Origin of the sequence: Ralstonia flaminis (assembly GCF_958415495.1) — a bacterium.
Taxonomy (GTDB): domain Bacteria; phylum Pseudomonadota; class Gammaproteobacteria; order Burkholderiales; family Burkholderiaceae; genus Ralstonia; species Ralstonia flaminis.
In genome coordinates, this window is record NZ_CATZLL010000001.1 from 411,634 (window position 1) to 436,205 (window position 24,572).

Genomic DNA, 24,572 nt, shown 5'->3' on the forward strand with positions numbered 1-24,572 from the left:
TTATACGACTGGCCCAAGAGCCAGCACTTGCGTGACGATTGAAACTGGTGCGCGGTAGGGTGTTTGCGGACCGCAGCCGCCATGTCAGTGCAACAGTTGACCGACTGAAGACCCGCGTCGCCAAATGGGCGAAATCCCGTTGTGCATATTTACCCCCGACATTTGTTATGCGGCAGTCACGGCGCCAGTGCTGTCGCTCGTGCTGCTGATTTCTGAACTTCTCGAGTTCTTTTGTTGGGCCGCGCTCAACCCCCGTTGAACACGACGATCTGCCAGCCAAAAAGCGCCGGCAGATGCACCCCCCGGAATAGTGGGGAATTAGTCAAAAAGTGTCAACAACCCCCTCCTCGATGGCAAGGTTCGAGCGAGCCGGCTTTGACGAAAATCCAACGATTGACAATGAAACGCAAACACGGGTGCCCTATGCGCAGACACCCTTGCCAGACCACAAGGGAGGGTATTGACCAGATATGACATTCATACGGCCAAATTCACACTAACTTGAGCGGCTCCGCCAAGTGCTCTGCCGACTCATGTCTCCCCGCTTCGACCGCCAACACGGCGCCATCCTGATCGAATCCCTCATCGCGCTCGCGCTGCTGTCGCTCTGCGCCGCAGGCACTCTTGCCGCGCTGGAGCGCATGGAAACGACCGGCCAAAGCCTGCGCCAACTATCGGCTCAAGTCCGCCAACACAACACCCAAATCGAAGCCGCGGACTTACGGTGACATGCGTCGGTTGTCCTACGCCACGCGCGGTACAACGCTGATCGAATTGCTGGTCGGCATGTTTGTTGCGCTAATCGTGCTTGGCGTCGCGCTCCAGCTCACACTCCTTGCTCGCGCGCGCTATCAGCGCATCACCGACGAAGCCCTGATCGAAGATCGCGGCACGCAGGCACTGGAACTGCTGACGACGGCGCTGCAACAAGCTGGCTGGGTAACCGATACGCCTGCGACGCGGGGGATACGCCAATGGCCTGACGCCAAGGCGCCACCATCCATCCAGGGCGCGGACAGTTGCACTCCGCGCGAGGCGGAAAACCTTGAGTGTGGCTCCGGTGGCATCCGCAGCAGCGACGCGGTGCTGGTGCGTTTTGCCGGCCGCAACGTGCCAACTACTTCCCCTCAACGCGCTGACAACAGTATCTCCGACTGCTCCGGCTATGGCGTGACCGAGCAAGTCCAGGGAGGCGACGCCGATCTGCGTCCCGGATACATGCTGCTATACCTCTCCAAGGCGTCTGATGGCGAGCCGCAGTTGATGTGTCGTTCGCGCAGACACCAATCTGGTCAGCCCTTGACCAACGCCTGGACATCCAACGGCATGGTTCGCGGCGTTGAAACGATGCAGCTCCTGTATTCAGTCGGCACCGCAGACGGCTCAACCATCACGACACTCTCCGCCCGGGCAATCCCCCCCGACCAGTGGCGCCGTGTGCAAGCCGTGCATATCGCGCTGGTCGTACGTGGTGACTACATCGACCCCGCCTCCACCGGCAAATCCGTACCGACGCTGACGCTGTTCCCCCGCCTGCGTCAGCCGGAAGGCGCCAACGCACAGGATCTGGGCTTTACCCCAACCCAGCCACAACGCCGCCGCGCCCTCTTCACGGCAACGGTCCGCCTGCGCAATCCGCTCGCCTGCGAAGTCGACGTATGTTGAATGGCAACGCCAGGGCGCACGGGTTCACGATGACGATCGTCGTGGCCGCAGCGGCGCTGCTCGGGCTGCTGACCATGGCGACGTTCCACATCGTGCTGGATCAGCGGCAACGCACCTCCCTTATCGTCGACCATGCCCTGGCCCAACAGGCCGCAGAACAAGCGCTGGGCGCTGCAGAGTGTGAACTGTCTGTGGCCACCGACACGCCAACCCCATCGGAATGCGCCGTTGCATTGCCACAAGACCGCATCGTCGCCCTCAATCCGGTCACGCTACCGGGGTTTGTGATTGGAGCTTGCGGTAGCGGTATTACGCTCGGGTTGTGCCGCCCGCGACCCGACCAATCGCTCTGGGAACTGGCGGGACTGCTGGATACGACTTCCCTCGGCGTGCCGATCGGTTTGCCCGCCCCCACCCCAGGCAGTGAGCGCGCATCCGCTCGCGCCGCGCGCTATGTTATCGAGCCCATTCCAGATCGGTGGTCTGGCCAAATCGCACAAACCGGGGAGGCATCGCCTCCTTGGTTGTACCGCATCACAGCCGTGGGTTTTGGTGCAGACCCTGCCGTCTATGTCGTACTACAAACGGTCTTTCGCCCACGAGTGTCGGGCCAGACGTCAACGCCCCAAATCACCATCGAACCCGCACGGCCAGTCAGCCGCCCCAACCACACGGTGACGCAGACCATCCAGACCACGCGCTGGACAACCAGCGGCGATCAGCAGCAGGTTGCCGAAACCCAGACACAAACCCTTAAGCTGGGTCGCCTGAGCTGGCTTGAGTTGATTACAGAAGGCACGCGTTGATGCGTCGTCAAGCCGCGTTCACGCTCGTCGAACTGATGACAGCAATGGCCATTGCTGTTTTGCTAGCCAGCATGGCCGTGCAAACATGGTCAAGCCATCGCGAGCGCGCACAAAGAACCTCAGCGCGCGCAGCATTGATCGCGGCCATGACGGAATTGGAACGTCTGCATGCATACACAGGCAAAAATTCCGCACCCGCCGATCTCTCCGAGCACGCCCCTGGCTACCATCTGCGCGCCAGCCTGTGTGAAGGTCGCACCCCAGCACATTGCATAGAAGTGATTGCGCAACCCTTGGACCCTGCCACCCCCTGCGGTGCACTCATCCTGCGCAGTACCGGCGAGCGGTTTACGCAACTCGGCAATGCACGCCAATCGGCATCACCGGCATGCTGGCCATGAAATCTTTTCGTTCGCACGCTGGATTTACGCTGGTCGAGCTGGTTGTCGTTTTGAGTGCCATATCACTTCTTGCGGTATTCGCCGTGCCCGCCGGACTGAACTGGTGGCAACGCGAAACTGTCGTTGTCCTAGCAGACCGTTTTGCAAGCACCGTTTCGCTGGCGCAGACCCTGTCGCGCAATCAGCGTGTTTGGGTTCATCTTGGCCCGATCAATGCAGCGCAAGGCTGGCCATCGGGATGGGCGTTGTATATGACGTCATCACCGCAAACCCCAGCGACACCGCTTGAACCGGGCGCCGACGATGTGCTGATTCATGTGTCGCCACCCATGGTGCCGGCAGTCGAGTTCACGTTCACGGCGTCGCAACGAGATGTCGACACCCTCTCTTATTCACCTGTGGGATACTCACGACAGCGCAACGGCAGCCAGCTCTACGGCACACTAACCATCCGATCTGGAATGCATGTACGGCTTGTCCGTATCAACGCTGCCGGCCGCGCCCGCATATGCGACCCAGCCCAGGACACTAAAACGTGCAGTACCAGCGCCGCCGCTGAAGACTCCTAACCCACACGCCTCGTTTCTCTGCCCATGTTTTCCGATTTCGACCACGCCATGATGCAGCGCGCCCTGGCGCTGGCCGAGAAGGGGCTCTTCACCACGACACCGAACCCACGCGTAGGCTGCGTGCTCGTGCACGGTGACACTGTCATCGGCGAAGGCTATACGCAGCCCGCCGGCCAGGACCACGCCGAAATCCAAGCCATCAAGGATGCCCAATCGCGCGGTCAGGATGTGCGCGGTGCAACGGCCTATGTGACGCTGGAGCCGTGCAGCCACTTTGGCCGCACGCCTCCCTGCGCAGACCGTCTGGTCGAGGCCGGCATCACCCGCGTGGTGGCGGCCATGGAAGATCCCAACCCCGCCGTTTCCGGACGTGGCCTGCAGAAGCTGCGCGATGCCGGCGTCGACGTGCGCTGCGGCCTGCTGGAGCGCGAGGGGCGCGAACTGAACATCGGTTTTGTTTCGCGCATGACGCGCGGCACCCCGTGGGTGCGCGTGAAGGTGGGCGCGTCGTTGGATGGCCGCACCGCGCTCGACAATGGCATCAGCCAATGGATTACCGAAACCGAAGCGCGTAACGACGGCCATCGCTGGCGCGCGCGCGCCTGCGCCATCCTTACCGGCATCGGCACGGTGCGTGAAGACAACCCGCGCCTGACCGTGCGCGCCGTGACCACGCCACGCCAGCCACGCCGCATATTGGTCGACTCAGCGCTGGATGTACCACTCGACGCGCACATCCTTACCGCCGACGGCCACCACGAGCCGACGCTGATCTTTGCCGCGCAACCGGAAGCCGGCCGCATGCGCGCCCTGGCCGAGCGCGGCGCAGAAGTCGTCCTGCTGCCCAGCGCAACCGGCAAGGTAGACCTGCCCGCCATGCTGCGCGAGCTTGGCCGCCGCGAGATCAACGAACTGCACGTCGAGGCCGGCTTCAAGCTCAACGGCTCCTTGCTGCGCGAAGGGCTGGTCGACGAGATCCTCGTCTATCTGGCGCCCAAGGTGCTCGGCTCGGGCCAGGGCATGTTCAATATGGGGCCGCTGCAGACGCTGGAAGGCGCGGCCGAATTCTTCTTTCACGATATCTCGCGCATCGGGGGCGATCTCCGCATCCTGGCGCGCCGCAACCCGACAGACTGATCACTATGTTTACCGGAATCGTCGCCGCAGTTGGCCGCATTGAAACCGTCACGCCGCTTGGCACCAACGCAGACGCGGGCGTACGCCTGTCCATCAACTCGGGCGGCCTGCCGCTGGCAGACGTCGCGCTGGGCGATTCGATCGCCATCCAGGGTGCATGCATGACAGTCGTGGCCAAAACCGACACGCAGTTCGACGTGGATGTCTCTCGTGAATCGCTATCGAAGACCGTCGGCCTGGAGCACCCGGGCGAAGTGAATCTGGAGAAGGCCCTGCGCCTGGCCGACCATATCGGCGGGCACCTGGTGTCGGGCCACGTCGACGGCCTGGGCACCGTCACGCATTTCGCGCCTGTGAACGAATCGCATGAGTTGCGCGTGCGCGCCGCGCCGGCGTTGGGCAAGTATCTGGCGTACAAGGGCTCGGTGGTGGTCAACGGCGTGTCGCTCACGGTCAACAGCGTGCGCGACGATGCCGACGGCTGCGAATTCTCGATCAACCTGATCCCGCACACCCTGGCCGTGACCACGCTCAAGCACTTGAAGGCCGGCAGCCAGGTCAACCTGGAAATCGACCTGATCGCCCGCTATGTCGAGCGCATGCTGAGCCACACCACACTCGCCCAGCCCGCCACTGTTTGAGCCCCGAGGGCCGAGGATCGGCCTCGGCCACCTTGGCGTACAATAGCGGGCTTCTCATTTACGCAGTCGCAGGGTCACCAAACGGGGGTGACCGGCGGCGCGCTCCCCCTGCTACGCCATGTCGATCGCCACAGTCGAAGAAATCATTGCCGAAATCCGCGCCGGCCGGATGGTCATTCTGGTCGACGAAGAAGACCGTGAGAACGAAGGCGACCTGATTCTGGCGGCCGATTACGTCACACCGGAAGCCATCAACTTCATGGTCACGCACGCGCGCGGCCTGGTGTGCCTGACGCTGACCGAAGAACACTGCGACCAACTCGACCTGCCGATGATGGCGAGCCGCAACGGCACGCAATTCGGCACCAACTTCACCGTCTCTATTGAGGCGGCCGAAGGGGTGACCACCGGCATTTCCGCTGCAGACCGCGCACGCACCATCCAGGTGGCTGCAGCCAAGAACGCCAAGCCGGCAGATCTGGTGAATCCGGGCCATATCTTCCCGCTGCGCGCCCGCAAGGGTGGCGTGCTGATGCGCGCCGGCCATACCGAAGCCGGTTGCGACCTGACCGCGATGGCCGGCCTGACACCGGCTGGTGTGATCTGCGAGATTCTGAACGACGACGGCACCATGGCGCGCCTGCCGGATCTGGTGGAGTTCGCCAAGAAGCACGGCCTGAAGATCGGCACAATTGCCGACCTGATCCAATACCGCAGCCGCACCGAAAGCATTGTCGAGCGCGTGGGTGAACGTGCCATGGAAACCCAGTTCGGCACCTTCCGCGCCGTGGCATTCCGCGACCGCGCCGCCGGCCATGCCCATCTGGCGCTGGTCAAGGGCGAACCGACGCCGGGCACCGAGACGCTGGTGCGCGTGCACGAACCGCTGTCGGTGCTGGACCTGCTCGAATGCCAGCGCACCACGCACTCGTGGAGTGTGCCGGCCGCCCTGCGTGCCGTGCAGGCCGCTCCGACCGGTGTTGTGGTGCTACTTAATTGCGGCGATTCGCCGGACCGCCTGTTCACCCAGTTCACCGCACTGGACACCCCGCATGAACGCCCGCGCACCAAACCCGATCCGCGCATCTACGGTATTGGCGCGCAGATCCTCAAGGATGTGGGTGTCGGCAAAATGCGTGTGCTGGCTTCGCCACTCAAGCTGCCAAGCATGACCGGCTACGATCTGGAGGTCACGGCTTACCAGTCGATGGCCGAGTCGGCCGAAACCCTGCCGGACACGGCGACGGCAGCCACACACTGATGCTCTTCTGCGGCAGCTCCGGCTGCCGCGCTGGTTTTCTCCTTTTCGCTTTCTTCTCGATTTCTGACGTTGCCTGACTGGCAACCCCAACCGGAACACATCATGGAACACGGCTTCTACCCGACCAATCTCGACGGCGAAGGTCTGCGCATCGGCATCGTTCAGGCACGCTTCAACGAACCCGTGTGTGAAGCGCTGCGCGAAGCCTGCGTCGCTGAACTCGAACAGCTCGGCGTGGCCGGCGAAGACGTGCTGCTGGTCACCGTGCCGGGCGCACTGGAAGCCCCGCTGGCACTGCAGAAGATGGCCGAATCGGGCCAGTTCGACGCGCTGATCGCGCTGGGCGCCGTGATCCGCGGCGAGACGTACCACTTCGAACTGGTGTCCAACGAATCCGCCGCCGGCATCACGCGCGTCGGCCTGGACTTCAACATCGCCATCGCCAACGGCATCCTGACCACCGACACCGACGCACAAGCCCACGCCCGCACCCGTGAAAAGGGCCGCGACTGCGCCCGTGCCGCCGTTGAAATGGCGAATCTGACCAGCGACCTCGACGGCCTGCAGGATCACGGCCAAGACGACGAAAACGAATAAATGCGCGAATCAGCGCGGCTATTCACGCAAAGGCTTTTCCCATGACGCAAGACAATTCCCAGGCCAAGACCAAGGCCCCCGCCAAGAGCGCGCGCCGCCGTGCGCGCGAACTGGCGCTGCAGGGCCTGTACCAATGGCTGCTCAATCGCAACGACCCAGGTGTGGTTGAAGCGCACCTGCAAGACGCGCAAGGCTTCAACAAGGCCGACCGCGCGCACTTTGACGCCCTGCTGCATGGCGCGATTCGTGAAGAAACCACGCTGACGGAAAGCTTCACGCCGTTCCTCGACCGCCCGGTTGCCGAGCTGTCGCCGGTTGAGCGCGCGGCCCTGCTGGTCGGCGCGTACGAGCTCGTGCACTGCGTCGACATTCCGTACAAGGTCGTGATCAACGAGGCTGTGGAACTGACCAAGACCTTTGGCGGCGTGGAAGGCTACAAGTACGTCAACGGCGTGCTGGACAAGCTGGCTGCCCAGGTCCGTGCCGTTGAGGTTGCCGCCCGCCGGTAAATCCGGCGTTTGCTGTTCGCTATCCCCCTTTAGTTTCGCCCCGAGATGGACGCCCACCGCCTGCAGACAGCCGCCCGGCTGGCCAATATCCGCGCCTTTCACGTGATGGAGCTGGCCAAGCAGGCTCGCGAACTGGAACTGGCGGGGCGCAGCATCATCCACATGGGCATTGGCGAGCCGGATTTCACCGCCGCCGAACCCGTCGTGCAGGCCGCAGCCGATGCCATGCGGCGCGGTGTGACGCAATACACCGGCGCACTTGGCATCCGCCCGCTACGCGAAGCCATCGCCCGCTACTACCAAACCACCTACGGCCTCGACATCGCGCCCGAGCGCATCATCGTGACGGCCGGCGCGTCGGCAGCGCTGCTGCTGGCGTGCGCGGTGCTGGTGGAAATTGGCGGCGAGGTGCTGATGCCCGACCCGAGCTACCCGTGCAACCGGCATTTTGTCGCCGCCTTCGATGGCGTAGCGAAGCTGATTCCGTCTGGGCCGGAACAGCGCTTCCAGTTGACCACCGAGCAAGTCGAAGCCAATTGGGGCGCACGCACACAGGGGGTGCTGCTGGCCTCCCCTTCCAACCCGACCGGCACGTCGATCCTGCCGGACGAGTTACAGCGCATCGTGCAGGTGGTGCGTGCACGCGGCGGGTTCTCGATCGTCGATGAAATCTACCAGGGCCTGTCGTATGACCAGGCACCGGTCTCTGCGCTGTCATTCGGCGACGATGTCGTCACGATCAATAGCTTTTCGAAGTATTTCAACATGACTGGCTGGCGACTCGGCTGGCTGGTGGCACCCACCGAGCTGGTGCCCGAGTTCGAGAAGGTCGCGCAGAACCTGTTCATCTGTGCGTCGGCCGTGGCACAGCACGCGGCGCTGGCGTGCTTTGAACCTGAAGCGCTGGCGATCTACGACAGCCGCAAAGCCGAGTTCCGCCGTCGTCGCGATTTCATCGTGCCGGCGCTCGAGTCGCTGGGTTTCAAGGTGCCAGTCAAGCCGGACGGCGCGTTCTATGTCTACGCCGACTGCCGCGGCGTGAACCATCCGCACGCAGCAGATGCGGATGCCCTCACACAATCGATGCTGCAAGACGCAGGCGTCGTACTCGTACCGGGGCTGGACTTCGGACCGTACACGGCGCACCACTACATCCGCCTGTCCTACGCCACGGCGATGGATCATCTTGAAGAAGCTGTCGCCCGACTTGGCAAGCTATTCGGGCGCTGAGCTAGCGGCTTCGCGTCACCCAAACGAAAAGGCCGCCCCGAAGGACGGCCTTTTTTTTTGCCCTCTATATATAGAGGGCGGAGCGTCTGCCAATCAGGCTTGGCCCTGCAACTTGTTGTCCAAGCGTGCCTCTTCCTGCTGACCGGTGACCTGTTGCTTGTCGGCCGGCTTTGCAGCCTGCGTCTTCGCATCGGCCTGGGCCACAGGCGTGGCTGCCGCGACCGGCTTGGTCGACTCGCGTTCGGACGCCATCGTCACCGGCGACTTATGGCCGGTCGCCACCATGCGCAGGCGCGAACGTTCAGCCAGCACCTTGCTACCGTAGCCACCGTCGCCTTGCGTTACGGCGCCAACGTACAGCTTCAGGCCGCCTTCGATCGAACCGCCGCGGGCGATGCAATCCTTCAGCACCAGTGCACCGACCTTGATGTTGGCGTACGGGTTAAGCGCGGCATTCACACCGCCCATCACCTCATATTTATCCTGGTGGACTTTGGTCATCACCTGCATCAGGCCCTGCGCACCCATGCCGCTTTCGGCAAACGGGTTGAAGCTGGACTCGATAGCCATCACACCCAGAATCAGCAGTGGGTCGATACCGACTTCCTTACCGGTCTGGTAGGCCGCCTTCACCAGCTGACCGGTGGCGGTGGCCGCCACGCGGTACTTGCGGGCGATGTACTCGGCCACGGCAGCCTGCTCGCGGGGCGTACCGGCGGTCGCCGACTCACGCGCGTCGCGGACGACCTGCGTGTTCGGAATCTGCGCAGCCAGCTCGGCCACGGAAGGTACCTTGGACAGCGAATCCCAGCCCGCAGCCGCTACCGTACCGCCCGCTTGGGCAGCCGTAGCAGGTGCGACAGCCTGGGCAGCGCCCATGCCAGCCGACGGTGCGGCCGGTGCAAAGGCGACCGGCTCTACGCCAGCGGGCGACGTCGCCGAAACCACGTTGGCGTCCGCGCCCGGCGTGAAATGCAGCACGCGTTGAGCGACCATGGCACGCCACTCGCCGTTGAGCGAGAGCGCGACCGCGGCCACCACCGCCAGCACGCCGATGCTGTTCAGCACGACATGCCCGCTGCGGAACACCAGCAGGACGCCAGGATGCAAGGCATTGCGGGACGCGGCAGCGCCCCCTGCGTTCAATTCCATGCGCAGCTTACGAGGCAGCGCAATTTGACCAGCACGCGCGAGGCGGCGGCCGACCGGGGTGACGAGCCGGCGTTGCAGCGCCGAACCGAGCCCGGAAGAATGAAGGGTTTTCCAACCGTTCATACTTACCTCCGTCCGCTGCGCTGATTCGGTAGACGCCTTTCTTTTGCATGGCGCCGTGCGTTTCGAATCGCAACGGTTTTTAGTAAGGATGCCGCGCTGTTGCAGTCAGCCGGCATCTGTTGGGGGCACTCCCCGTGTGCCCAGACAAAAGCGGGGCGTGTCCTTGGGGAGGTCACGTCCCGCAGCGATGCTGAAGTGCTCTGGTGTCGCCCCTCAGACGAATGAGAGCAGGGCGAAGGCAATAGCCGAAAACATGTTGCGATGCAACAATTACCAGATCGGATTGGATTGTAGGAAGCGCGTTATGCCAAGTCAATCATAAAGAATATGTTTTTCATATCTGAAAGTTATGATGAAGCCCGCGTTGTTGGGACTAGCTGACCTGCGGTTCGTTCTGTCATCAGGGTGCCGCGAAGTTTTGGCCGTACAATCGCGGCCACCCCGCCTACACCAAAAAAATCGCGCCCATCTGGTCATTTGACGGTTCCGGGATGTGCGCGACAGGTTTCTTACCCTTACCTTTGGTTACAAAAATCCATGCAATACAGGGACTTACGTGACTTCCTCGCCCAACTGGAGCGCGCCGGTGAGCTGCGCCGGGTGCGCCAACCGGTCTCGCCGCGGCTGGAAATGACCGAAGTCTGCGACCGCCTGCTGCGTGCTGAAGGGCCAGCGGTTGTGTTCGAACAGCCCGTGGACGGTGCGCATAAGTACGACATGCCGGTACTCGCCAACCTGTTTGGCACCACGCGCCGCGTGGCGCTGGGCATGGGTGCCGAGTCGCTCGACGAGCTGCGCGATGTGGGCCGCCTGCTCTCTGCATTGAAGGAGCCCGAGCCGCCGCGCGGCCTGCGCGAGGCCGGCAAGCTGTGGACGATGGCCAAGGCCGTGTGGGACATGGCGCCGCGCAAGGTATCTTCACCGGCGTGTCAGGAGATCGTATGGGAGGCCGATGACGTGGACCTGTCGCGCATTCCCGTGCAGACGTGCTGGCCGGGCGATGCAGCACCGCTCGTCACATGGGGGCTGGTCATCACGCGCGGGCCGCACAAGAAGCGGCAGAACCTGGGCATCTACCGCCAGCAGGTGATCAGCCGCAACCAGGTCATCATGCGCTGGCTGGCGCACCGGGGCGGCGCGCTGGATTTTCGCGAGCACGCCATCGCCAATCCAGGCCAGCCTTTCCCGATTGCCGTGGCGCTGGGCGCAGACCCGGCCACCATCCTTGGCGCGGTTACGCCGGTGCCGGATACGCTGTCCGAATACCAGTTCGCCGGCTTGCTGCGCGGCAGCAGGACCGAGCTGGCGACCTGCCTCACCCCCTCGCTCGCGCAGGCACAACTACAGGTGCCGGCCGGCGCCGAGATCGTGCTCGAGGGCCATATCAACCCGGACCCGACGCACCCAAGCGGTTACCAGCATGCGCTTGAAGGCCCGTTCGGCGATCACACCGGCTATTACAACGAGCAGGACTGGTTCCCCGTGTTCACGGTCGAACGCATCACCATGCGACGCGACCCGATCTATCACTCTACGTATACGGGCAAGCCGCCCGATGAGCCGGCCGTGCTGGGCGTAGCGCTCAATGAAGTGTTCGTGCCGCTGCTGCAGAAGCAGTTTCCGGAGATTGCTGATTTCTATCTGCCGCCCGAGGGCTGCAGCTATCGCATGGCGCTGGTCAGCATGAAGAAGCAATACGCCGGCCACGCCAAGCGCGTGATGTTTGGCGTGTGGAGCTTCCTGCGGCAGTTCATGTATACGAAGTTCATCGTGGTGGTGGACGACGACGTGAACCTGCGCGACTGGAAGGAAGTGATCTGGGCGATCACCACCCGCGTCGACCCGGCGCGCGATACGGTGATGGTCGAGAACACCCCCATCGACTACCTCGATTTCGCCTCGCCCATTTCGGGTCTGGGCTCCAAAATGGGGATCGACGCCACCAACAAGTGGCCCGGTGAGACCACCCGCGAATGGGGCCAGCCCATCGTCATGGATGCCGCAGTCAAAGCCAAGGTCGACACCATGTGGGAGTCGCTCTTCCAGTAACCACAAGGGCGGGCAGCCCGGTCAGCAAGCGAACGGTCGTTCGGTTATTCTTACCAAGTTAAGCGACTGCTGCATCTAAAAGGCGGGCCCTTTTTCTACTGGGTCCGCCTTCCTTATGGAGAACGCCATGGCCGAAGCACTCGACCCCCGCACCACCAACGCGCTGGAACGCATCAAAGACCACACGCTCATCAAAACGCAGTCCTACGTGGACGGTACCTGGGTGGGCGCAGCGGACGGCGCGACCTTCGCTGTCCACGACCCCGCCACCAACGCGCACCTGGCCGACGTTGCCAACCTCGGTCACGCCGAAACACTGCGCGCCATCGATGCCGCCAACGCGGCATGGCCGGCTTGGCGCGAGTTGACCGGCAAGGAGCGCGCCGGCCTGATGCGCCGCTGGTTCGACCTCCTCATCGCCAACGCTGATGACCTTGCCGCGCTGATGACCGCCGAGCAAGGCAAGCCGCTGGCCGAGGCCAAGGGCGAAATCATCTACGGCGCCTCGTTCATCGAATGGTTTGCCGAAGAGGCCAAGCGCGTCTCGGGCGACGTGATGGCGAGCACCTGGCGTGACAAGCGCATGGTCGTGCTCAAGCAGCCGGTGGGCGTGTGTGCGTCCATCACGCCGTGGAACTTCCCGCTCGCGATGATCACGCGCAAAGTCGCGCCAGCCATGGCTGCAGGCTGCACGATCGTCATCAAGCCGGCCGAGCAGACGCCGCTTTCCGCACTGGCGATGGCCGAACTGGCGCACCGCGCGGGCATTCCCAAGGGCGTGGTCAACGTGGTGACGGGCGACGCCGATCGCTCAATCGCCATTGGCCGCGCCCTGTGCGAATCACCGATCGTGCGGCACCTGTCGTTCACGGGGTCGACCCCGGTAGGCCGCATCCTGATGGAGCAGTGCTCGCCGACGGTGAAGAAGGTGGCGCTGGAGCTGGGCGGCCATGCGCCGTTCATCGTGTTTGACGACGCCGACATCGATGCCGCTGTGGAGGGCGCGGTGCAGTCGAAATACCGCAACGCAGGCCAGACCTGCGTGTGTACGAACCGCTTCTACGTGCACGCCTCGGTGTACGACACGTTTGTCGAGAAGCTCTCGGCCAAGGTGCGCGGCATCAAGGTCGGCAATGGCTTTGATGCGGGCGTGGTGCAAGGTCCGCTGATCGACGACCAGGCCGTGGAAAAGGTGCAGCGTCATATCAACGATGCCACGCAAAAAGGCGCGCGCCTGACCGCCGGCGGCAAGCTGATGCAGGGCTACGGCTCGCAGCGCTTTGTCGAGCCCACCGTGCTGGCCGACGCCACGCCAGAGATGCTGATCGCGCACGAAGAAACCTTTGGCCCCGTCTCCGCCATCTTCAAGTTCCAGGACGAAGCGGAAGTCGTGCGCCTGGCCAACGACACCGAGTTTGGCCTCGCCTCGTACTTCTTCAGCCGCGACATCGGCCGCATCTGGCGCGTGGCCGAGCAGCTTGAATACGGCATGGTCGGCATCAACACGGGGTTGATCTCGAATGAGGTGGCGCCGTTTGGCGGCATCAAGCAATCGGGCCTGGGCCGCGAAGGCTCCGTCTACGGTATCGACGAGTATCTCGAACTCAAGTATCTGTGCATGGGCGGTATCTAAGCCGCAACCCCACCCCATCGGCCGACCTGCCACATCGATAGAGCAGGCGGCCTTCCCCCTTGCCTAGCGGCGGAGGAGACACATGAGCACCATCCAGGAAGGCGCCCTGTTGTGGACGCCATCGGCTGACTTCATCGCGCGTTCGCGCCTGACCCACTACCTCGACTGGCTCGCACGCGAGCGCGGCCTGCGCTTCTCGGCTACCACGCCCGAGGGCTATGCCCAACTTTGGGACTGGTCCACCACCGAACTCGAAGCGTTCTGGACCTCGGTCTGGGACTACCTCGACCTGCGCGCCTCCACGTCCTTCACGCAGATGCTGGGCGAGCGCACCATGCCCGGTGCGCAATGGCTGGTGGGGGCCAAACTGAACTACGTCGACCAGGTCATGCGCCACGTGGAAGAAGGCGGCAGCCCCGACCGCCCTGCCATCCGCTACGCCAGCGAAACCAAGCCACTGGCGGACCTGTCATGGCGCGAACTGCGCCAACGCGTCGCCTCGCTGGCCGATGCGCTGCGCAAGATGGGCGTGGTGCCGGGCGACCGCGTGGCCGCGTATCTATCGAACACGCCGGACGCCATCATCGCATTCCTCGCCACAGCAAGCGTCGGGGCAATCTGGTCGGTCTGCGCGCCCGACATGGGCCAGGTGGCCGTGACCGATCGCTTCCGGCAGATCGAACCCAAGGTGCTGATTGCCGTGGATGGCTACCACTATGGCGGCCGGTCGTTCGACCGCACCGACGTGGTCGCAGAGATGGTTGCTGCGCTGCCGACGGTCGAACACCTCGTGCTCGTGCCGCAGTTGCTCGGCGACATCAACCGCGCGCGCTTCCCGCAAGCCAAGGACTGGCGCGACCTCACCGCCAACGATGTGCCACTCGTCGTCACACCGGTAGCGGCGGATCACCCGCTGTGGATTCTGTATTCGTCCGGCACCACTGGCATGCCCAAGCCCATCGTGCACGGCCACGGCGGCCTGCTGCTGGTGCAGACGATGATGGGCGCGCTGCATCTGGACCTCGGCCCCAGCGACGTCTACCACTGGTACAGCAGCACCGGCTGGGTCATGTGGAACTCGCAGGCGAGTGGCCTGCTGGGCGGCGTCACGCTCGCGATCTACGACGGCAACCCAGGCACGCCCGATCTCAACACGCTGTGGCGCTTTGCGCAGGATGCAGGCGTGACGTTCTTTGGCGCCGGGGCGGCGTTCTTCGCCAACTGCTTGAAGGCGGGCATCGAGCCTGGGCGGGATTTCGATCTGTCGAAGCTGCGCGCGGTGGGCTCGACGGGCTCACCGCTGTCGGCCGAGGCCTACGACTGGATCTACCGCCACGTCAAAGCCGATGTCTGGCTCAACCCGATTTCTGGCGGCACCGACTTCGCCGGCTGCTTCGTCGGTGGCGTGGCCACCCTGCCTGTCTACGCGGGCGAGATGCAATGCCGCAACCTCGGCTCCCGCGTAGAAGCGCTGGACGAGGCCGGCAAGCCCCTCATCGACGCCGTGGGCGAGTTGGTCTGCACCGCGCCCATCCCATCGATGCCGCTGTTCTTCTGGGGCGATACCGACGGCAGCCGCTACCGCGACAGCTACTTCGACATGTACCCCGGCCAGTGGCGCCATGGCGACTGGATCAAGATCACGCCGCGAGGCGGCGCCATCATCTACGGCCGGTCTGACGCCACCATCAACCGCCACGGCATCCGCATGGGCACAGCCGAGCTATATCGCGTGGTAGAGGATCTGCCGGAAGTGCTCGACAGCCTGGTCGTCGATCTGGAATTCCTCGGGCGCGAGTCGTTCATGCCGCTGTTCGTCGTTCTGCGCGAGGGTGCCGTGCTGGACGACACGCTGCGCACGACGATCAACGCCCGCATTCGGGCCGGGTTGTCGGCGCGGCATGTGCCCAACGTCATCGTGCAGGCGCCGGGCGTGCCGCGCACCCTGTCGGGCAAGAAGATGGAGGTGCCGATCAAGAAGCTGCTGCTGGGCGCCCCGCCCGAGCGCATCGCCAACCCCGACGCCATGGCCAATCCAGACGTGCTGGCGTGGTATGTGAGCTACGCCCGCGCGCTGGCCGGACAAAACAGCACCCCAGGAGAAGCCGCACCAGCGCTGGAATCCTGGCGGAGCTAGACCAATCGTTCGCCTCGGGTTTAACAATCTCCGCCAATCGTACGATGGCATCGCTCGAAAGTGCTGACTAACGTACAGCTTGCACCGGCACACAAGAGGCCGGGCTTGCTGCTTAACGGGGAGTCATCATGCTTGCTACGACGAGCGTCCTGATCAAGACGGAGGATGGGCGCGAGGCCCTGGCCGCGCACCGCCACGATATGCAGATGCGCCAGCGCCATCTGCTCATCCTCATCGACGGCGCCCGCACGGTCGGGCAACTGCACCAGTTGCTGGGCGACTGGTCCGATCTGGACGACTTGCTTGCGGGGCTGCAACGGGCCGGAATGGTCGATGTGTTGCCTGGGATCACGCACGAGGACATGCCGGCTCCCGCGGTACCCGTCGACGCATTCGACCCCATCGCCTACTTCAACCGCCCGCTGCTGGACGATGACGCCGAACACGGGCACGGTGCCCTATCGTCCATATCGCCCATCTACGACGAACTACCGCCGCTGACCGGCATGACACTCGGCCTGCAAGCAGTGGCTGCACCGGTTGACGTGCCAGCAGCCAACGAGCCGCGCCTCACGCCCGTCGAGCCCCCCAAAGCACCGCCCTCGCCCACCCTCACGGTTCAGACACCCATCTCGCCCGAGTTGGCCGATGTGCTGCCCAACGTGGTCAAAGTGGAGCTGATGCGACTGGCCGTCATCCATTTCGGCTCGGCCGCCGGGGCTGCCATGCCACTGCTGCGCGCCTGCCGGGAAGACACGGCATCGCTGTGCCACGTGATTGCCAACTGCGCCAAGGCCGCCGCACCCATAGCCGGCGAACTTGCCGCGGCAAGATTCGTCGATGCGGCCATGCAGGCGATGGCACGACGGCGATAGGCTCGTGCGAGGTTTGTTCGATGAGGTGCCTTGCTATGCTGCTAGAGACCAGCATCGTTCGTCGGCAACCCAAGCAGAGGAAACACCATGCCCAAGATCCACGAATCGCCCGTCCACGACCTGCGCCCCACGCAGCTCACCGTGGGCATGATCGAAGTCCAGGACAAGAAGAAGCATCTCCAGTCGCTTGCGCCCAAAGACCAGCAGGCCTTCATGCAGGCGCATCCGATTCCTGCTGTGCTCGGGCCGGGCAACAAGCTATACATCACGGATCACCACCACCTCGGGCGCGCTGCGCTGGAGGCTGGCGTCAGCCTCGGCTACTTCGAGGTCGAAGCGGATCTGTCCGATCACGCCATCGAGGATTTCTGGAAAGCGATGGACAAAAGCTGCTGGGTCCATCCCCTCGATGAGCATGGCGTGCGGCACTACTACGCGTCCGTTCCTGACAGCCTGGAGAAGCTGATCGACGATCCTTATCGGTCGCTCGCCGGATACGTGCGCAATGCGGGCGGCTATGACAAGACGCCCACCGCGTTCGCAGAATTCGTGTGGGCCGACTTCTTCCGCCGCAGCATTCCGGTTGAAGATCTGCTGGGCGATTTCCTGACCGCCGTACAGAGCGCGGTCGTGCTGGCGCATAGCAAGCAGGCGAGCGGATTGCCGGGGTTCAAGGCGAAGTAAAGGCGACTGCGCAATACAACAGGGGCCGCATCGATAGCTGCCCCTGCCTTGGGTACCGGTTAGGCCGGTGTGCCGATCGTTTCCGAGGCCACGGCCACCAACGCACCAGCCACCCGGTCGATCTGATCCGGCGCCAGCCCCGCGATATTGATACGGCCGCCCTGGGTGCCATAGATCGCGTGATCCACGCGCAAGCGCTCCATGGCGTCGACATCCAGCGGCAGCATGGAGAACATGCCCTTGTGCCGCGACAGGTTCTGCAGCGCGGCGGGTGCTCCCAGGCCAGCCAGGGCGTCGTCAAGCCGGCGCCGGTTGCCGACAATGCGCTGACGCATGTGCTCCAGCTCGTCGCGCCAGCACGCCGTCAGCGCTGCGTCGGCAAGGATGGCGGCGACGATGGCAGCACCGTGGTCCGGCGGCATCGAATAGTTGCTGCGCGTGATGCGCTCCAGCACACCGCCCACCGGTTGCAGCGAGGCCATGTTCTTGCCGATCACCATCGCGGCACCGGTGCGCTCGCAGTACAACCCCATGCTCTTCGAGCAACTCGCTGCCACCAGCACCGTGTCCAGCGCGTCGACGAGTTGCCGCAAGCCCTCGGTGTCCGGCTCCAGACCTTCAGCGAGCCCGAGATAGGCCATGTCGACCAGTGGCACCAGGCCCTGCTTCGCGCAGCGTTCCGCCACGGCCTGCCAGACCCCGATCTCCATATCGATGCCGGTCGGGTTGTGACAGCAGCCATGCAGCAGCACGATATCGCCGGCACGCGCGGCGGCAAGATCCGCGAGAACGGCATCTGCGTCGAGCGCACCGCCGTCGGCCTGCCAGCGGTAGCGTTCGACCGTCAGCCCCGCCGCCCGCATGATGGGCACGTGGTTGACGTAGCCGGGGTCGGACACCCAGACGCGGGCACCAGGCGACGCCACGGCGATGAAGTCGGCCAGCAGTCGCAGTGCGCCGGTCCCGCCCACGGTCTGCATCGTGTACTGGCGCGCCAGGCGCCCCGTGTCGCGCCCGAGCAGCAGGGCCGCCAGACCGGCGTTGAACTCGGTGTTGCCCGCCAACCCGCGATAAGCCTTGGAGACCCCGGCAGCAGCCAAGCGCGCCTCTGCCATCTTCACGGCAGCCATGACCGGCGTCCGCCCGGTTTCGTCACGGTAGACGCCCACCACGAGATCGACCTTATTGGGCCGTGGGTCGGCACGGAAAGCGGCGGTCAGCCCCCACAGCGGGTCCGGGGTAACGGTTGCAAGCGTCGTGAGCATGGGTGCGGTCTCCAGAAGAACGATGCGATGCGCTTAAGCGCGGTTTGCGAGGATCACGCCAGCGGTAATCGCAGCAATGCCGCACACAACGGTCAGCGTCAGCGATTCGCCGAGCAGGGGCACGGCGCCAAGGCATGCCAGCGCAGGTGCCAGCGAGCCAATCGCAGAACAGCGCGGCGTATCCAGATGGCGAATCGCCAGCGCATAGGACACGCTGGAAATCACGCCAACCCCCAGGCCCTGGGCGAGCAGGAACGGCATCGCGCTGGTCATGGAGAAATGTCCGATGTGGCTGTCGACCACGCCCAAGGCCACCAGCAGTACGAGCAGCAAGAACGACGGCACGCTCAGCAGCAGCGCACAGCCGATGGCGTCGAGCCCAGCACGACGCAGCCCCAGCGTGTAGCTGCCCCAGAGCAGGCTGGCCAGCAACAGCAGCGCGGCTCCGCCAACGAACGCGCCATGCGAAGCGTGCGCTTGGGACACCAGCAACAGCACCACGCCCGCAAGGATGATCGCGATAGCCCTCCCGCGCGCCGCACCGATGCGCTGACCATCCAGCGCGTAGGCGATCAGCGCCACCGACAACGGCGTGGTGCCCGCAATCAGCGCAGCCACATGAGCGGCGGATGTCACCTTGCCACCGGCAGAAGCCATGAAGAAGAACGGCAGGCCGCCACCTGCCAGGACCATCAGCGCACTGAGCGGCTTCACACGCCGCAGCATCGACCAGCGTGACGGCAGAAACGGCAGCAGCAACAAGGTCGGCAGACCGAAACGGATGAGCGCCACATCGGCCGGTGCCAGCGGTGACGCACCAATGGCGCGAATCGACAGCGCAAACCCGGCCCAGATCAGCACCGTCAGCACCATCGCCGCATACCCGATCAGCGGACTGGTTTGGGTGGCGCCCCGTCCAGCCAGACCACCCGTTCCCGCCGTCAATGTTGAACCGCGCATTCCGTCATCCTCGATTTCTGAATGACGACAGAATGCCCCAGCGCAAAAAGTAGTATCTTGTTATTTCCGCCAATGCAGCGGATCAAATTGGCAGAGTCTGCCACTCCAGGAGAATCGCGTGGACAAGAAGGACAGGCAAATCATCGCCGCCCTCCAGAAGGAAGGCCGTTTGACCAATCAGGAGTTGTCGGAGCGGGTCAACCTGTCGCCCTCTCCCTGCCTGCGCCGGCTTCGGCTGCTGGAAGAGGCGGGCGTGATCCGCGGCTACACAGCCATCATCGATGAAGAGGCATACGGCCTGCCGGTCACGGCATTCGTCCATATTCGCCTGCAGCAGCACACGCGGGAGGTGGTCGCGACATTCGAGAACCGGGTCCGCGCCATCGACGCAATCCTCGACTGCTACGTGCTGACCGGCGAAGCGGACTACCTGCTGCGCGTGCTGGTGGAAAGCCTGCAGGACTACGAGCAATTCGTGCGCAGCCAGCTGCACGCCATTCCGGGCATCGCCGCCATCGACACGAGCTTTGCCTATGGCGTGGTCAAGCGCTCGACCGTGTTCCCGGCTTGGGATGAAAACCGCAGGAGCATGGGACGCAGCCGCGGAACACCGCGGGGTCGATAGTCTAGGGGCGCCTAGCGGCAAATCGCCTCTCCTACCGCATTGCCGATGCTACGATCCAAAGTTAATCGGTTGGCAGCTCAATAAACGATTTCCCTCTCGAAAGAGCGAAACGATGAAAACGGCTTTGAAACTTGGGGCATTGGTTGCTGTGATGGCATGTAGCGCTGCTGCACAGGCAGAGGCTGGGAAGATCAAGCTATGCAGAATTCCAACCATTTCCTCGTTGTCTGACGGCAAAGTCGTTACTTTTCCGCCGCTCAACTACGTTGGCGATTGCGACAAAAATGGCGATAACTGCCGCACCATCACCGTTAGCGCTGAAGGTGGCACGGTTGGCAAAGAGAAAAAGGCATGCGCCGTACTGAACGCCACCGTCACCAAGTCGGATGGCCAGCCCATCAAGGCAGGCACGCTGCTGCGCCCATCCTTCTCGTCTGATGAGTTCCAAGGCTACGACAGCCTTGCTAGCGTCTTCATCACCTCGTCGAAGGTCATTGTGTCCTCGGTTTTCAAATAGCCTTGACGGGCCTTGCGCTCTCTCGACCCGCACTTGAGCAACACGAAGACCATGTGACAGAGGTGCCTCTTTCTATGACTTCCGCGCAAGTCATGGCTTGCCCAAGGGTAGGAACCCCGCATAGAATGTGGGGCTACGCGGGCGTCGTATAATGGTAATACCCTAGCTTCCCAAGCTAGAGCCGTGGGTTCGATTCCCATCGCCCGCTCCAGATACCGCATCATCGCGCTGCTTTTCACCGCGATGCCTCTTCTAGGAAACCGGACACCGCTCCGGTTTTTTTGTACCTTCCCCCCCTCCCACGTTCGCCTTGACACCAGATGCATCGTCGACAAACAATAAATTAACAAATTTGCTAATCCTTGAATCATGACCAGCATCGACAAGATCTTTGAAGCGCTGGCGTCCACGCCGCGCCGGCAGATCCTGGCCTATCTGTCAGAAGCCGAACTCACCACGTCTGAACTGGCCGAGCGCTTTGCCATGAGCGCGCCGGCGGTCTCGCGCCATCTGTCGGTCCTGGAGAACGCTGGGTTGGTCGTCAGCGAGCGGCGCGGCCAGTTTGTTCTGTACAAGCTCAATGGCGACAGCCTCGTCAACAGCCTGACCAGCTATGCCTTCGAGCTATGTCCGGTTGCTCGCCCGCTCAAGGCGGAGTCGCGCAAGAAGGCCTCGGAAAAACCCGGCTGACATCTCGCACAGCCACGCTCATACCACCCTAGCAACCACCGCAGTCATGCATTCCCACCATCGGGAAGGGAGACCTGTTGTGCAAAATTTTGCCGAGAGTCTGAAAACACACCGTGTGCAAGCCGCCGATGTGCAAAGCGTGGTCCGTGGTGAAGTCCGCTATGCACCGGTCAAATCGCTTTGGTTGACCGGCATGGCAGTGGCGGGGGTGGTTGGCGGCATATGGACGTTCAGTTGGGCTGCCTTCGCCGTCTTTATCCTGACAACCGGCAGCGTCTTGCTGCTGGGGCATTCGCTCGGCAGCCACCGCAAGCTCATCCACGACAGCTATCAGTGCCCCAAATGGCTGGAGTACACGCTCGTGTACTTCGGTGTGCAAGTCGGCTTGGCCGGCCCTGTCGGCCTGTTGCGTCAGCATGATCTGCGTGACTATGCGCAGCGCCTGCCTGACTGCCACGATTACCTGCGCCACGGCCGCTCGTTCTGGCAGGATGCCTGGTGGCAACTGCACTGTGAATTGCAGCTGACCCATCCGCCCCGGATTGAGTTGGAACCACGGATCGCCAACGACCGCGTCTACCGGTTTCTCGAGCGGACGTGGATGCTGCAGCAATTGCCGGTCGCGTTGGTGTTGCACGGGCTGGGCGGGTGGAGTTTCGTGTTCTGGGGGACCTGCGCGCGCGTGACGGCCGGCGTGTTCGGTCACTGGTTGATTGGCTACTTCGCGCACAACCACGGCGGCATGCACTACGAGGTACGAGGCGCCGCCGTGCAGGGCCGCAACATCCGCTTTGCATCTCTGCTGACCATGGGTGAGTGCTGGCATAACAACCATCACGCCTATCCGGGCTCGGCACGTCTGGGCCTGTTTGCCGGCGAATGGGACCCGGGCTGGTGGATGCTGATCGCCTTGCGCAGGGTCGGCCTGGTCTGGAACCTCCGTCTGCCATCGGACCTGCCGACCCGCCCGGAACTGGTTCGCCTGCCAGACGAGCCCGCGCCCCCGGCCAAACGACCCGCTTGCCGCTGGCACCTGATGTGTCCGTGCCGACGCCTTCGGGCCCGCAAGGCTGCGCTGCTATAATCCGCGCATCTCCCAAGCCGCCCTCGGCGGCTTTTTTATTGCCGCCACGTCCGTGGTGAATCCGCCATGCAGTCCACCGAACACACCAACGACGGCACTCCCGTCGAGCCGTCTGACGACGATCAATCCGGTACGCCGGAAACCGGCCACCCGCGCCGTATCCGCTCCTATGTGCGCCGCGCTGGCCGCACGTCTACCGGCCAGCAGCGCGCCATCGACGAACTTGGGCCCCGCTTCCAGCTCTCCTACGCCGCCGAGCCGCTCGACTGGGAAGCTGCCTTCGGCCGCACCGGCGCCAAGCGCATCTTCGAGATCGGCTTCGGCATGGGCGAGACCACCGCCCACATCGCGCAACTGCGTCCGGACGATGATTTCCTGGGCGTGGAAGTGCACGAGCCGGGCGTGGGTGCGCTGCTCAAGCTGATCGGCGAACGCGAGATCGGCAACATCCGCATCTGCTCCCACGATGCGGTGGAAGTGCTGGCGCACATGATTCCGGAAGGCACGCTGGATGGCATCCACGTGTTCTTCCCCGACCCGTGGCACAAGAAGCGCCACAACAAACGGCGCCTGATCCAGGGCCCGTTCGTGGCGCGCCTGGCGGCCCACCTGAAGCCGGGCGGCTATCTGCACTGTGCAACGGACTGGGAGGAATACGCCCAGCAGATGCTGGAGGTGCTGTCCGCCGAGCCGCTGCTGGAGAACACCGCCGACGGCTTCGCGCCGCGCCCCGACTATCGCCCCGTCACCAAGTTCGAGAAGCGCGGCCTGCGCCTCGGGCACGGCGTGTGGGACGTGATCTTCCGCAAGCGCGGCTGACCACAGCCCACGCACGGGTCACCGCGCGCCGAAATGCGTGTCGCCGAAGAGGTTCTTGGCGTGACGCGGAAAGGCGCGCCAGTACTGCGGCGGTGCCTTGACGGTAGCGCCCAGTTCAGCCGCAGCTGCCCAAGCCCAGTGCGGGTTGTAGAGAAAAGCGCGGCCGACCGCGACCAAGTCAGCGCGCCCCTCTGCAACGATTGCCTCTGCCTCGTGTGCCTCGTTGATGAGGCCGACAGCGATGGTCGGCACCTCAGCCTCACGACGGATCTTCTCGGCAAATGGCACTTGGTAGCCGGTCGACAGCGGAATCTGCTGCAGCGGCGACACACCGCCTGACGACGCGTCGATCCAATCGCAGCCACGTGCACGCAGTGCCTGCGCAAATACCACCGAATCCTCCGGCGTCCAGCCACCTTCCACCCAATCGGTAGCGGATACACGCACGCCCACCGGAATGCGGTCCGGCACCGCAGCACGCACGGCCTCAAAGATCTCCAGCGGATAGCGCATGCGATTCTCGCGCGAGCCGCCGTACGCATCAGTGCGCTGATTGGCAATCGGCGAGAGAAATTCGTGCAGCAGATAACCGTGCGCGGCGTGCAATTCGATAGCCGCCATCCCCAGGCGCACGGCGCGGCGCGCGGTCGCCACAAATTGATCGCGTACGCGGGCGAGATCGATGTCATCCATCTCACGCGGTGCACGTTCTTCAGGGCGTTGCGGCACAGCCGACGGGCCCATCGTTTCCCACCCGCCCGCGTCGAGCGGGAGCAGCGCCCCACCCTCCCACGGACGCGCGCTGGAAGCCTTGCGGCCAGCGTGCGCGATCTGCATGCCGATCGGCACCAGCGCGTTCTGGCGGATGGCCGCGAGCGTGCGCGCCAGCGCGGCTTCGGTCGCGTCATCCCACAAGCCCAGGCAGCCATTGGTGATGCGCCCTTCCGGCGACACCGCGGTCGCCTCGATCATCAGCAACCCGGCGCCCGAGAGCGACAGGCCGCCCAGATGCGTGTGATGCCATGCCGTAGCCTGGCCGTGTTCCGCCGAGTACTGGCACATCGGCGAGATGACGATGCGGTTCTCAAGCGTGAGACCGCGCAGGGAGAAAGGCTGGAAAAGTGCACTCATGATCGGGAGATT

25 protein-coding genes and 1 tRNA gene are annotated in these 24,572 nt (G+C 63.8%); 22 read left to right on the plus strand and 4 right to left on the minus strand.

Features of this window, described 5'->3' with window-relative positions; translation table 11 throughout:
* Positions 1-533: 533 nt before the first annotated feature.
* From R2N11_RS01930 to R2N11_RS01980, 11 genes are all read left to right on the plus strand, one after another.
* Positions 534-728, plus strand: coding sequence for a type II secretion system protein (locus R2N11_RS01930; RefSeq protein WP_316679920.1), 195 nt, complete (start codon positions 534-536; stop codon positions 726-728).
* A gap of 1 nt (position 729) precedes the next feature.
* Positions 730-1,665, plus strand: coding sequence for a PilW family protein (locus R2N11_RS01935; protein ID WP_316679921.1), 936 nt, complete (start codon positions 730-732; stop codon positions 1,663-1,665).
* 29 nt (positions 1,666-1,694) lie between these two features.
* Positions 1,695-2,471: a pilus assembly protein gene (locus R2N11_RS01940; protein WP_316679922.1), complete on the plus strand. Its 777-nt coding sequence runs from the start codon at positions 1,695-1,697 to the stop codon at positions 2,469-2,471.
* The gene (locus tag R2N11_RS01945) at positions 2,471-2,872 is read left to right on the plus strand and encodes a type IV pilin protein (RefSeq protein WP_233176894.1); all 402 of its coding nucleotides are present in this window, start codon (positions 2,471-2,473) and stop codon (positions 2,870-2,872) included. The genes R2N11_RS01940 and R2N11_RS01945 overlap by 1 nt, the downstream gene beginning before the upstream one ends.
* Positions 2,860-3,441, plus strand: coding sequence for a GspH/FimT family pseudopilin (locus R2N11_RS01950; protein WP_316679923.1), 582 nt, complete (start codon positions 2,860-2,862; stop codon positions 3,439-3,441). Before R2N11_RS01945 ends, R2N11_RS01950 begins: the two co-directional genes overlap by 13 nt.
* 24 nt (positions 3,442-3,465) lie before the next feature.
* Positions 3,466-4,578: a bifunctional diaminohydroxyphosphoribosylaminopyrimidine deaminase/5-amino-6-(5-phosphoribosylamino)uracil reductase RibD gene (ribD, locus tag R2N11_RS01955; RefSeq protein ID WP_316679924.1), complete on the plus strand. Its 1,113-nt coding sequence runs from the start codon at positions 3,466-3,468 to the stop codon at positions 4,576-4,578.
* A 5-nt stretch (positions 4,579-4,583) separates the two neighbouring features.
* The gene (locus tag R2N11_RS01960; RefSeq protein ID WP_316679925.1) at positions 4,584-5,219 is read left to right on the plus strand and encodes a riboflavin synthase; all 636 of its coding nucleotides are present in this window, start codon (positions 4,584-4,586) and stop codon (positions 5,217-5,219) included.
* 118 nt (positions 5,220-5,337) lie between these two features.
* Positions 5,338-6,480 (plus strand): bifunctional 3,4-dihydroxy-2-butanone-4-phosphate synthase/GTP cyclohydrolase II, encoded by a 1,143-nt coding sequence (ribBA, locus tag R2N11_RS01965; protein ID WP_199030319.1) that lies wholly within the window; start codon positions 5,338-5,340, stop codon positions 6,478-6,480.
* Positions 6,481-6,582: 102 nt separating this feature from the next.
* A complete protein-coding gene (gene ribH, locus R2N11_RS01970) occupies positions 6,583-7,077 on the plus strand; it encodes a 6,7-dimethyl-8-ribityllumazine synthase (protein WP_199030320.1) in 495 nt (164 codons plus the stop codon).
* 41 nt (positions 7,078-7,118) lie between these two features.
* Positions 7,119-7,586 carry a transcription antitermination factor NusB gene (gene nusB / locus R2N11_RS01975; protein ID WP_039597640.1) on the plus strand — a complete coding sequence of 156 codons (468 nt, stop codon included), beginning with the start codon at positions 7,119-7,121 and terminating at the stop codon, positions 7,584-7,586.
* Positions 7,587-7,631: 45 nt separating this feature from the next.
* On the plus strand, positions 7,632-8,816 hold the full coding sequence (locus R2N11_RS01980; protein WP_316679927.1) for a pyridoxal phosphate-dependent aminotransferase: 1,185 nt from the start codon (positions 7,632-7,634) through the stop codon (positions 8,814-8,816).
* A 93-nt stretch (positions 8,817-8,909) separates the two neighbouring features.
* Here the strand turns inward: R2N11_RS01980 and R2N11_RS01985 are convergent, their stop codons facing one another.
* Entirely contained in the window at positions 8,910-10,091 is a 1,182-nt protein-coding gene (locus tag R2N11_RS01985) for a transglycosylase SLT domain-containing protein (RefSeq protein WP_316679928.1), read from the minus strand.
* Between the two features lie 537 nt (positions 10,092-10,628).
* On the opposite strand from R2N11_RS01985, the gene ubiD reads away from it, so the two are divergent.
* The 5 genes from ubiD to R2N11_RS02010 all read left to right on the plus strand — a co-directional run bounded on the left by ubiD (position 10,629) and on the right by R2N11_RS02010 (position 17,469).
* On the plus strand, positions 10,629-12,140 hold the full coding sequence (ubiD, locus tag R2N11_RS01990) for a 4-hydroxy-3-polyprenylbenzoate decarboxylase (protein ID WP_316679929.1): 1,512 nt from the start codon (positions 10,629-10,631) through the stop codon (positions 12,138-12,140).
* A 127-nt stretch (positions 12,141-12,267) separates the two neighbouring features.
* Complete coding sequence (locus tag R2N11_RS01995; protein WP_199030324.1) at positions 12,268-13,773, plus strand: NAD-dependent succinate-semialdehyde dehydrogenase; 1,506 nt, start codon at positions 12,268-12,270, stop codon at positions 13,771-13,773.
* A gap of 82 nt (positions 13,774-13,855) precedes the next feature.
* The gene (locus R2N11_RS02000; RefSeq protein ID WP_316679931.1) at positions 13,856-15,910 is read left to right on the plus strand and encodes an acetoacetate--CoA ligase; all 2,055 of its coding nucleotides are present in this window, start codon (positions 13,856-13,858) and stop codon (positions 15,908-15,910) included.
* A gap of 128 nt (positions 15,911-16,038) precedes the next feature.
* Positions 16,039-16,785 carry a hypothetical protein gene (locus tag R2N11_RS02005; protein ID WP_316679932.1) on the plus strand — a complete coding sequence of 249 codons (747 nt, stop codon included), beginning with the start codon at positions 16,039-16,041 and terminating at the stop codon, positions 16,783-16,785.
* Between the two features lie 87 nt (positions 16,786-16,872).
* Entirely contained in the window at positions 16,873-17,469 is a 597-nt protein-coding gene (locus R2N11_RS02010) for a ParB-like protein (RefSeq protein WP_199030327.1), read from the plus strand.
* A gap of 59 nt (positions 17,470-17,528) precedes the next feature.
* Here R2N11_RS02010 and R2N11_RS02015 read toward each other — a convergent pair whose 3' ends face one another.
* On the minus strand, positions 17,529-18,734 hold the full coding sequence (locus tag R2N11_RS02015) for an aromatic amino acid transaminase (protein ID WP_316679933.1): 1,206 nt from the start codon (positions 18,732-18,734) through the stop codon (positions 17,529-17,531).
* A 33-nt stretch (positions 18,735-18,767) separates the two neighbouring features.
* The gene (locus R2N11_RS02020; protein WP_316679934.1) at positions 18,768-19,694 is read right to left on the minus strand and encodes a DMT family transporter; all 927 of its coding nucleotides are present in this window, start codon (positions 19,692-19,694) and stop codon (positions 18,768-18,770) included.
* A gap of 118 nt (positions 19,695-19,812) precedes the next feature.
* Here R2N11_RS02020 and R2N11_RS02025 point away from each other — a divergent pair, with 118 nt between their 5' ends.
* The 6 genes from R2N11_RS02025 (at position 19,813) to trmB (ending at position 23,429) form a co-directional block, all read left to right on the plus strand.
* Positions 19,813-20,319, plus strand: coding sequence for an Lrp/AsnC family transcriptional regulator (locus R2N11_RS02025; RefSeq protein WP_199030330.1), 507 nt, complete (start codon positions 19,813-19,815; stop codon positions 20,317-20,319).
* Between the two features lie 112 nt (positions 20,320-20,431).
* Positions 20,432-20,836 carry a hypothetical protein gene (locus tag R2N11_RS02030; protein ID WP_316679935.1) on the plus strand — a complete coding sequence of 135 codons (405 nt, stop codon included), beginning with the start codon at positions 20,432-20,434 and terminating at the stop codon, positions 20,834-20,836.
* A 137-nt stretch (positions 20,837-20,973) separates the two neighbouring features.
* Positions 20,974-21,047, plus strand: a tRNA-Gly gene (locus tag R2N11_RS02035).
* Between the two features lie 158 nt (positions 21,048-21,205).
* Complete coding sequence (locus R2N11_RS02040; protein WP_199030332.1) at positions 21,206-21,526, plus strand: metalloregulator ArsR/SmtB family transcription factor; 321 nt, start codon at positions 21,206-21,208, stop codon at positions 21,524-21,526.
* 115 nt (positions 21,527-21,641) lie between these two features.
* Positions 21,642-22,610, plus strand: coding sequence for an acyl-CoA desaturase (locus R2N11_RS02045; protein WP_316679936.1), 969 nt, complete (start codon positions 21,642-21,644; stop codon positions 22,608-22,610).
* A 66-nt stretch (positions 22,611-22,676) separates the two neighbouring features.
* Positions 22,677-23,429: a tRNA (guanosine(46)-N7)-methyltransferase TrmB gene (gene trmB, locus R2N11_RS02050; RefSeq protein ID WP_316679937.1), complete on the plus strand. Its 753-nt coding sequence runs from the start codon at positions 22,677-22,679 to the stop codon at positions 23,427-23,429.
* A gap of 18 nt (positions 23,430-23,447) precedes the next feature.
* Here trmB and R2N11_RS02055 read toward each other — a convergent pair whose 3' ends face one another.
* A complete protein-coding gene (locus R2N11_RS02055) occupies positions 23,448-24,560 on the minus strand; it encodes an NADH:flavin oxidoreductase/NADH oxidase (protein WP_316679938.1) in 1,113 nt (370 codons plus the stop codon).
* Between the last annotated feature and the right edge of the window lie 12 nt (positions 24,561-24,572).

Coding starts and splice junctions, on each gene's coding strand:
- R2N11_RS01945 (WP_233176894.1), top strand. CDS start 2,471: ATGCGTCGTCAAGCCGCGTTCACGCTCGTCGAACTGATGACAGCAATG.
- R2N11_RS01935 (WP_316679921.1), top strand. CDS start 730: ATGCGTCGGTTGTCCTACGCCACGCGCGGTACAACGCTGATCGAATTG.
- R2N11_RS02030 (WP_316679935.1), top strand. CDS start 20,432: ATGAAAACGGCTTTGAAACTTGGGGCATTGGTTGCTGTGATGGCATGT.
- R2N11_RS02040 (WP_199030332.1), top strand. CDS start 21,206: ATGACCAGCATCGACAAGATCTTTGAAGCGCTGGCGTCCACGCCGCGC.
- ribH (WP_199030320.1), top strand. CDS start 6,583: ATGGAACACGGCTTCTACCCGACCAATCTCGACGGCGAAGGTCTGCGC.
- ribD (WP_316679924.1), top strand. CDS start 3,466: ATGTTTTCCGATTTCGACCACGCCATGATGCAGCGCGCCCTGGCGCTG.
- R2N11_RS02010 (WP_199030327.1), top strand. CDS start 16,873: ATGCCCAAGATCCACGAATCGCCCGTCCACGACCTGCGCCCCACGCAG.
- R2N11_RS01950 (WP_316679923.1), top strand. CDS start 2,860: ATGCTGGCCATGAAATCTTTTCGTTCGCACGCTGGATTTACGCTGGTC.
- R2N11_RS02020 (WP_316679934.1), bottom strand. CDS start 19,694: ATGCGCGGTTCAACATTGACGGCGGGAACGGGTGGTCTGGCTGGACGG.
- trmB (WP_316679937.1), top strand. CDS start 22,677: ATGCAGTCCACCGAACACACCAACGACGGCACTCCCGTCGAGCCGTCT.
- R2N11_RS01985 (WP_316679928.1), bottom strand. CDS start 10,091: ATGAACGGTTGGAAAACCCTTCATTCTTCCGGGCTCGGTTCGGCGCTG.
- R2N11_RS01980 (WP_316679927.1), top strand. CDS start 7,632: ATGGACGCCCACCGCCTGCAGACAGCCGCCCGGCTGGCCAATATCCGC.
- nusB (WP_039597640.1), top strand. CDS start 7,119: ATGACGCAAGACAATTCCCAGGCCAAGACCAAGGCCCCCGCCAAGAGC.
- R2N11_RS01930 (WP_316679920.1), top strand. CDS start 534: ATGTCTCCCCGCTTCGACCGCCAACACGGCGCCATCCTGATCGAATCC.
- ubiD (WP_316679929.1), top strand. CDS start 10,629: ATGCAATACAGGGACTTACGTGACTTCCTCGCCCAACTGGAGCGCGCC.
- R2N11_RS02055 (WP_316679938.1), bottom strand. CDS start 24,560: ATGAGTGCACTTTTCCAGCCTTTCTCCCTGCGCGGTCTCACGCTTGAG.
- R2N11_RS01960 (WP_316679925.1), top strand. CDS start 4,584: ATGTTTACCGGAATCGTCGCCGCAGTTGGCCGCATTGAAACCGTCACG.
- R2N11_RS01940 (WP_316679922.1), top strand. CDS start 1,695: ATGACGATCGTCGTGGCCGCAGCGGCGCTGCTCGGGCTGCTGACCATG.
- R2N11_RS02015 (WP_316679933.1), bottom strand. CDS start 18,734: ATGCTCACGACGCTTGCAACCGTTACCCCGGACCCGCTGTGGGGGCTG.
- R2N11_RS02000 (WP_316679931.1), top strand. CDS start 13,856: ATGAGCACCATCCAGGAAGGCGCCCTGTTGTGGACGCCATCGGCTGAC.
- R2N11_RS02005 (WP_316679932.1), top strand. CDS start 16,039: ATGCTTGCTACGACGAGCGTCCTGATCAAGACGGAGGATGGGCGCGAG.
- ribBA (WP_199030319.1), top strand. CDS start 5,338: ATGTCGATCGCCACAGTCGAAGAAATCATTGCCGAAATCCGCGCCGGC.
- R2N11_RS01995 (WP_199030324.1), top strand. CDS start 12,268: ATGGCCGAAGCACTCGACCCCCGCACCACCAACGCGCTGGAACGCATC.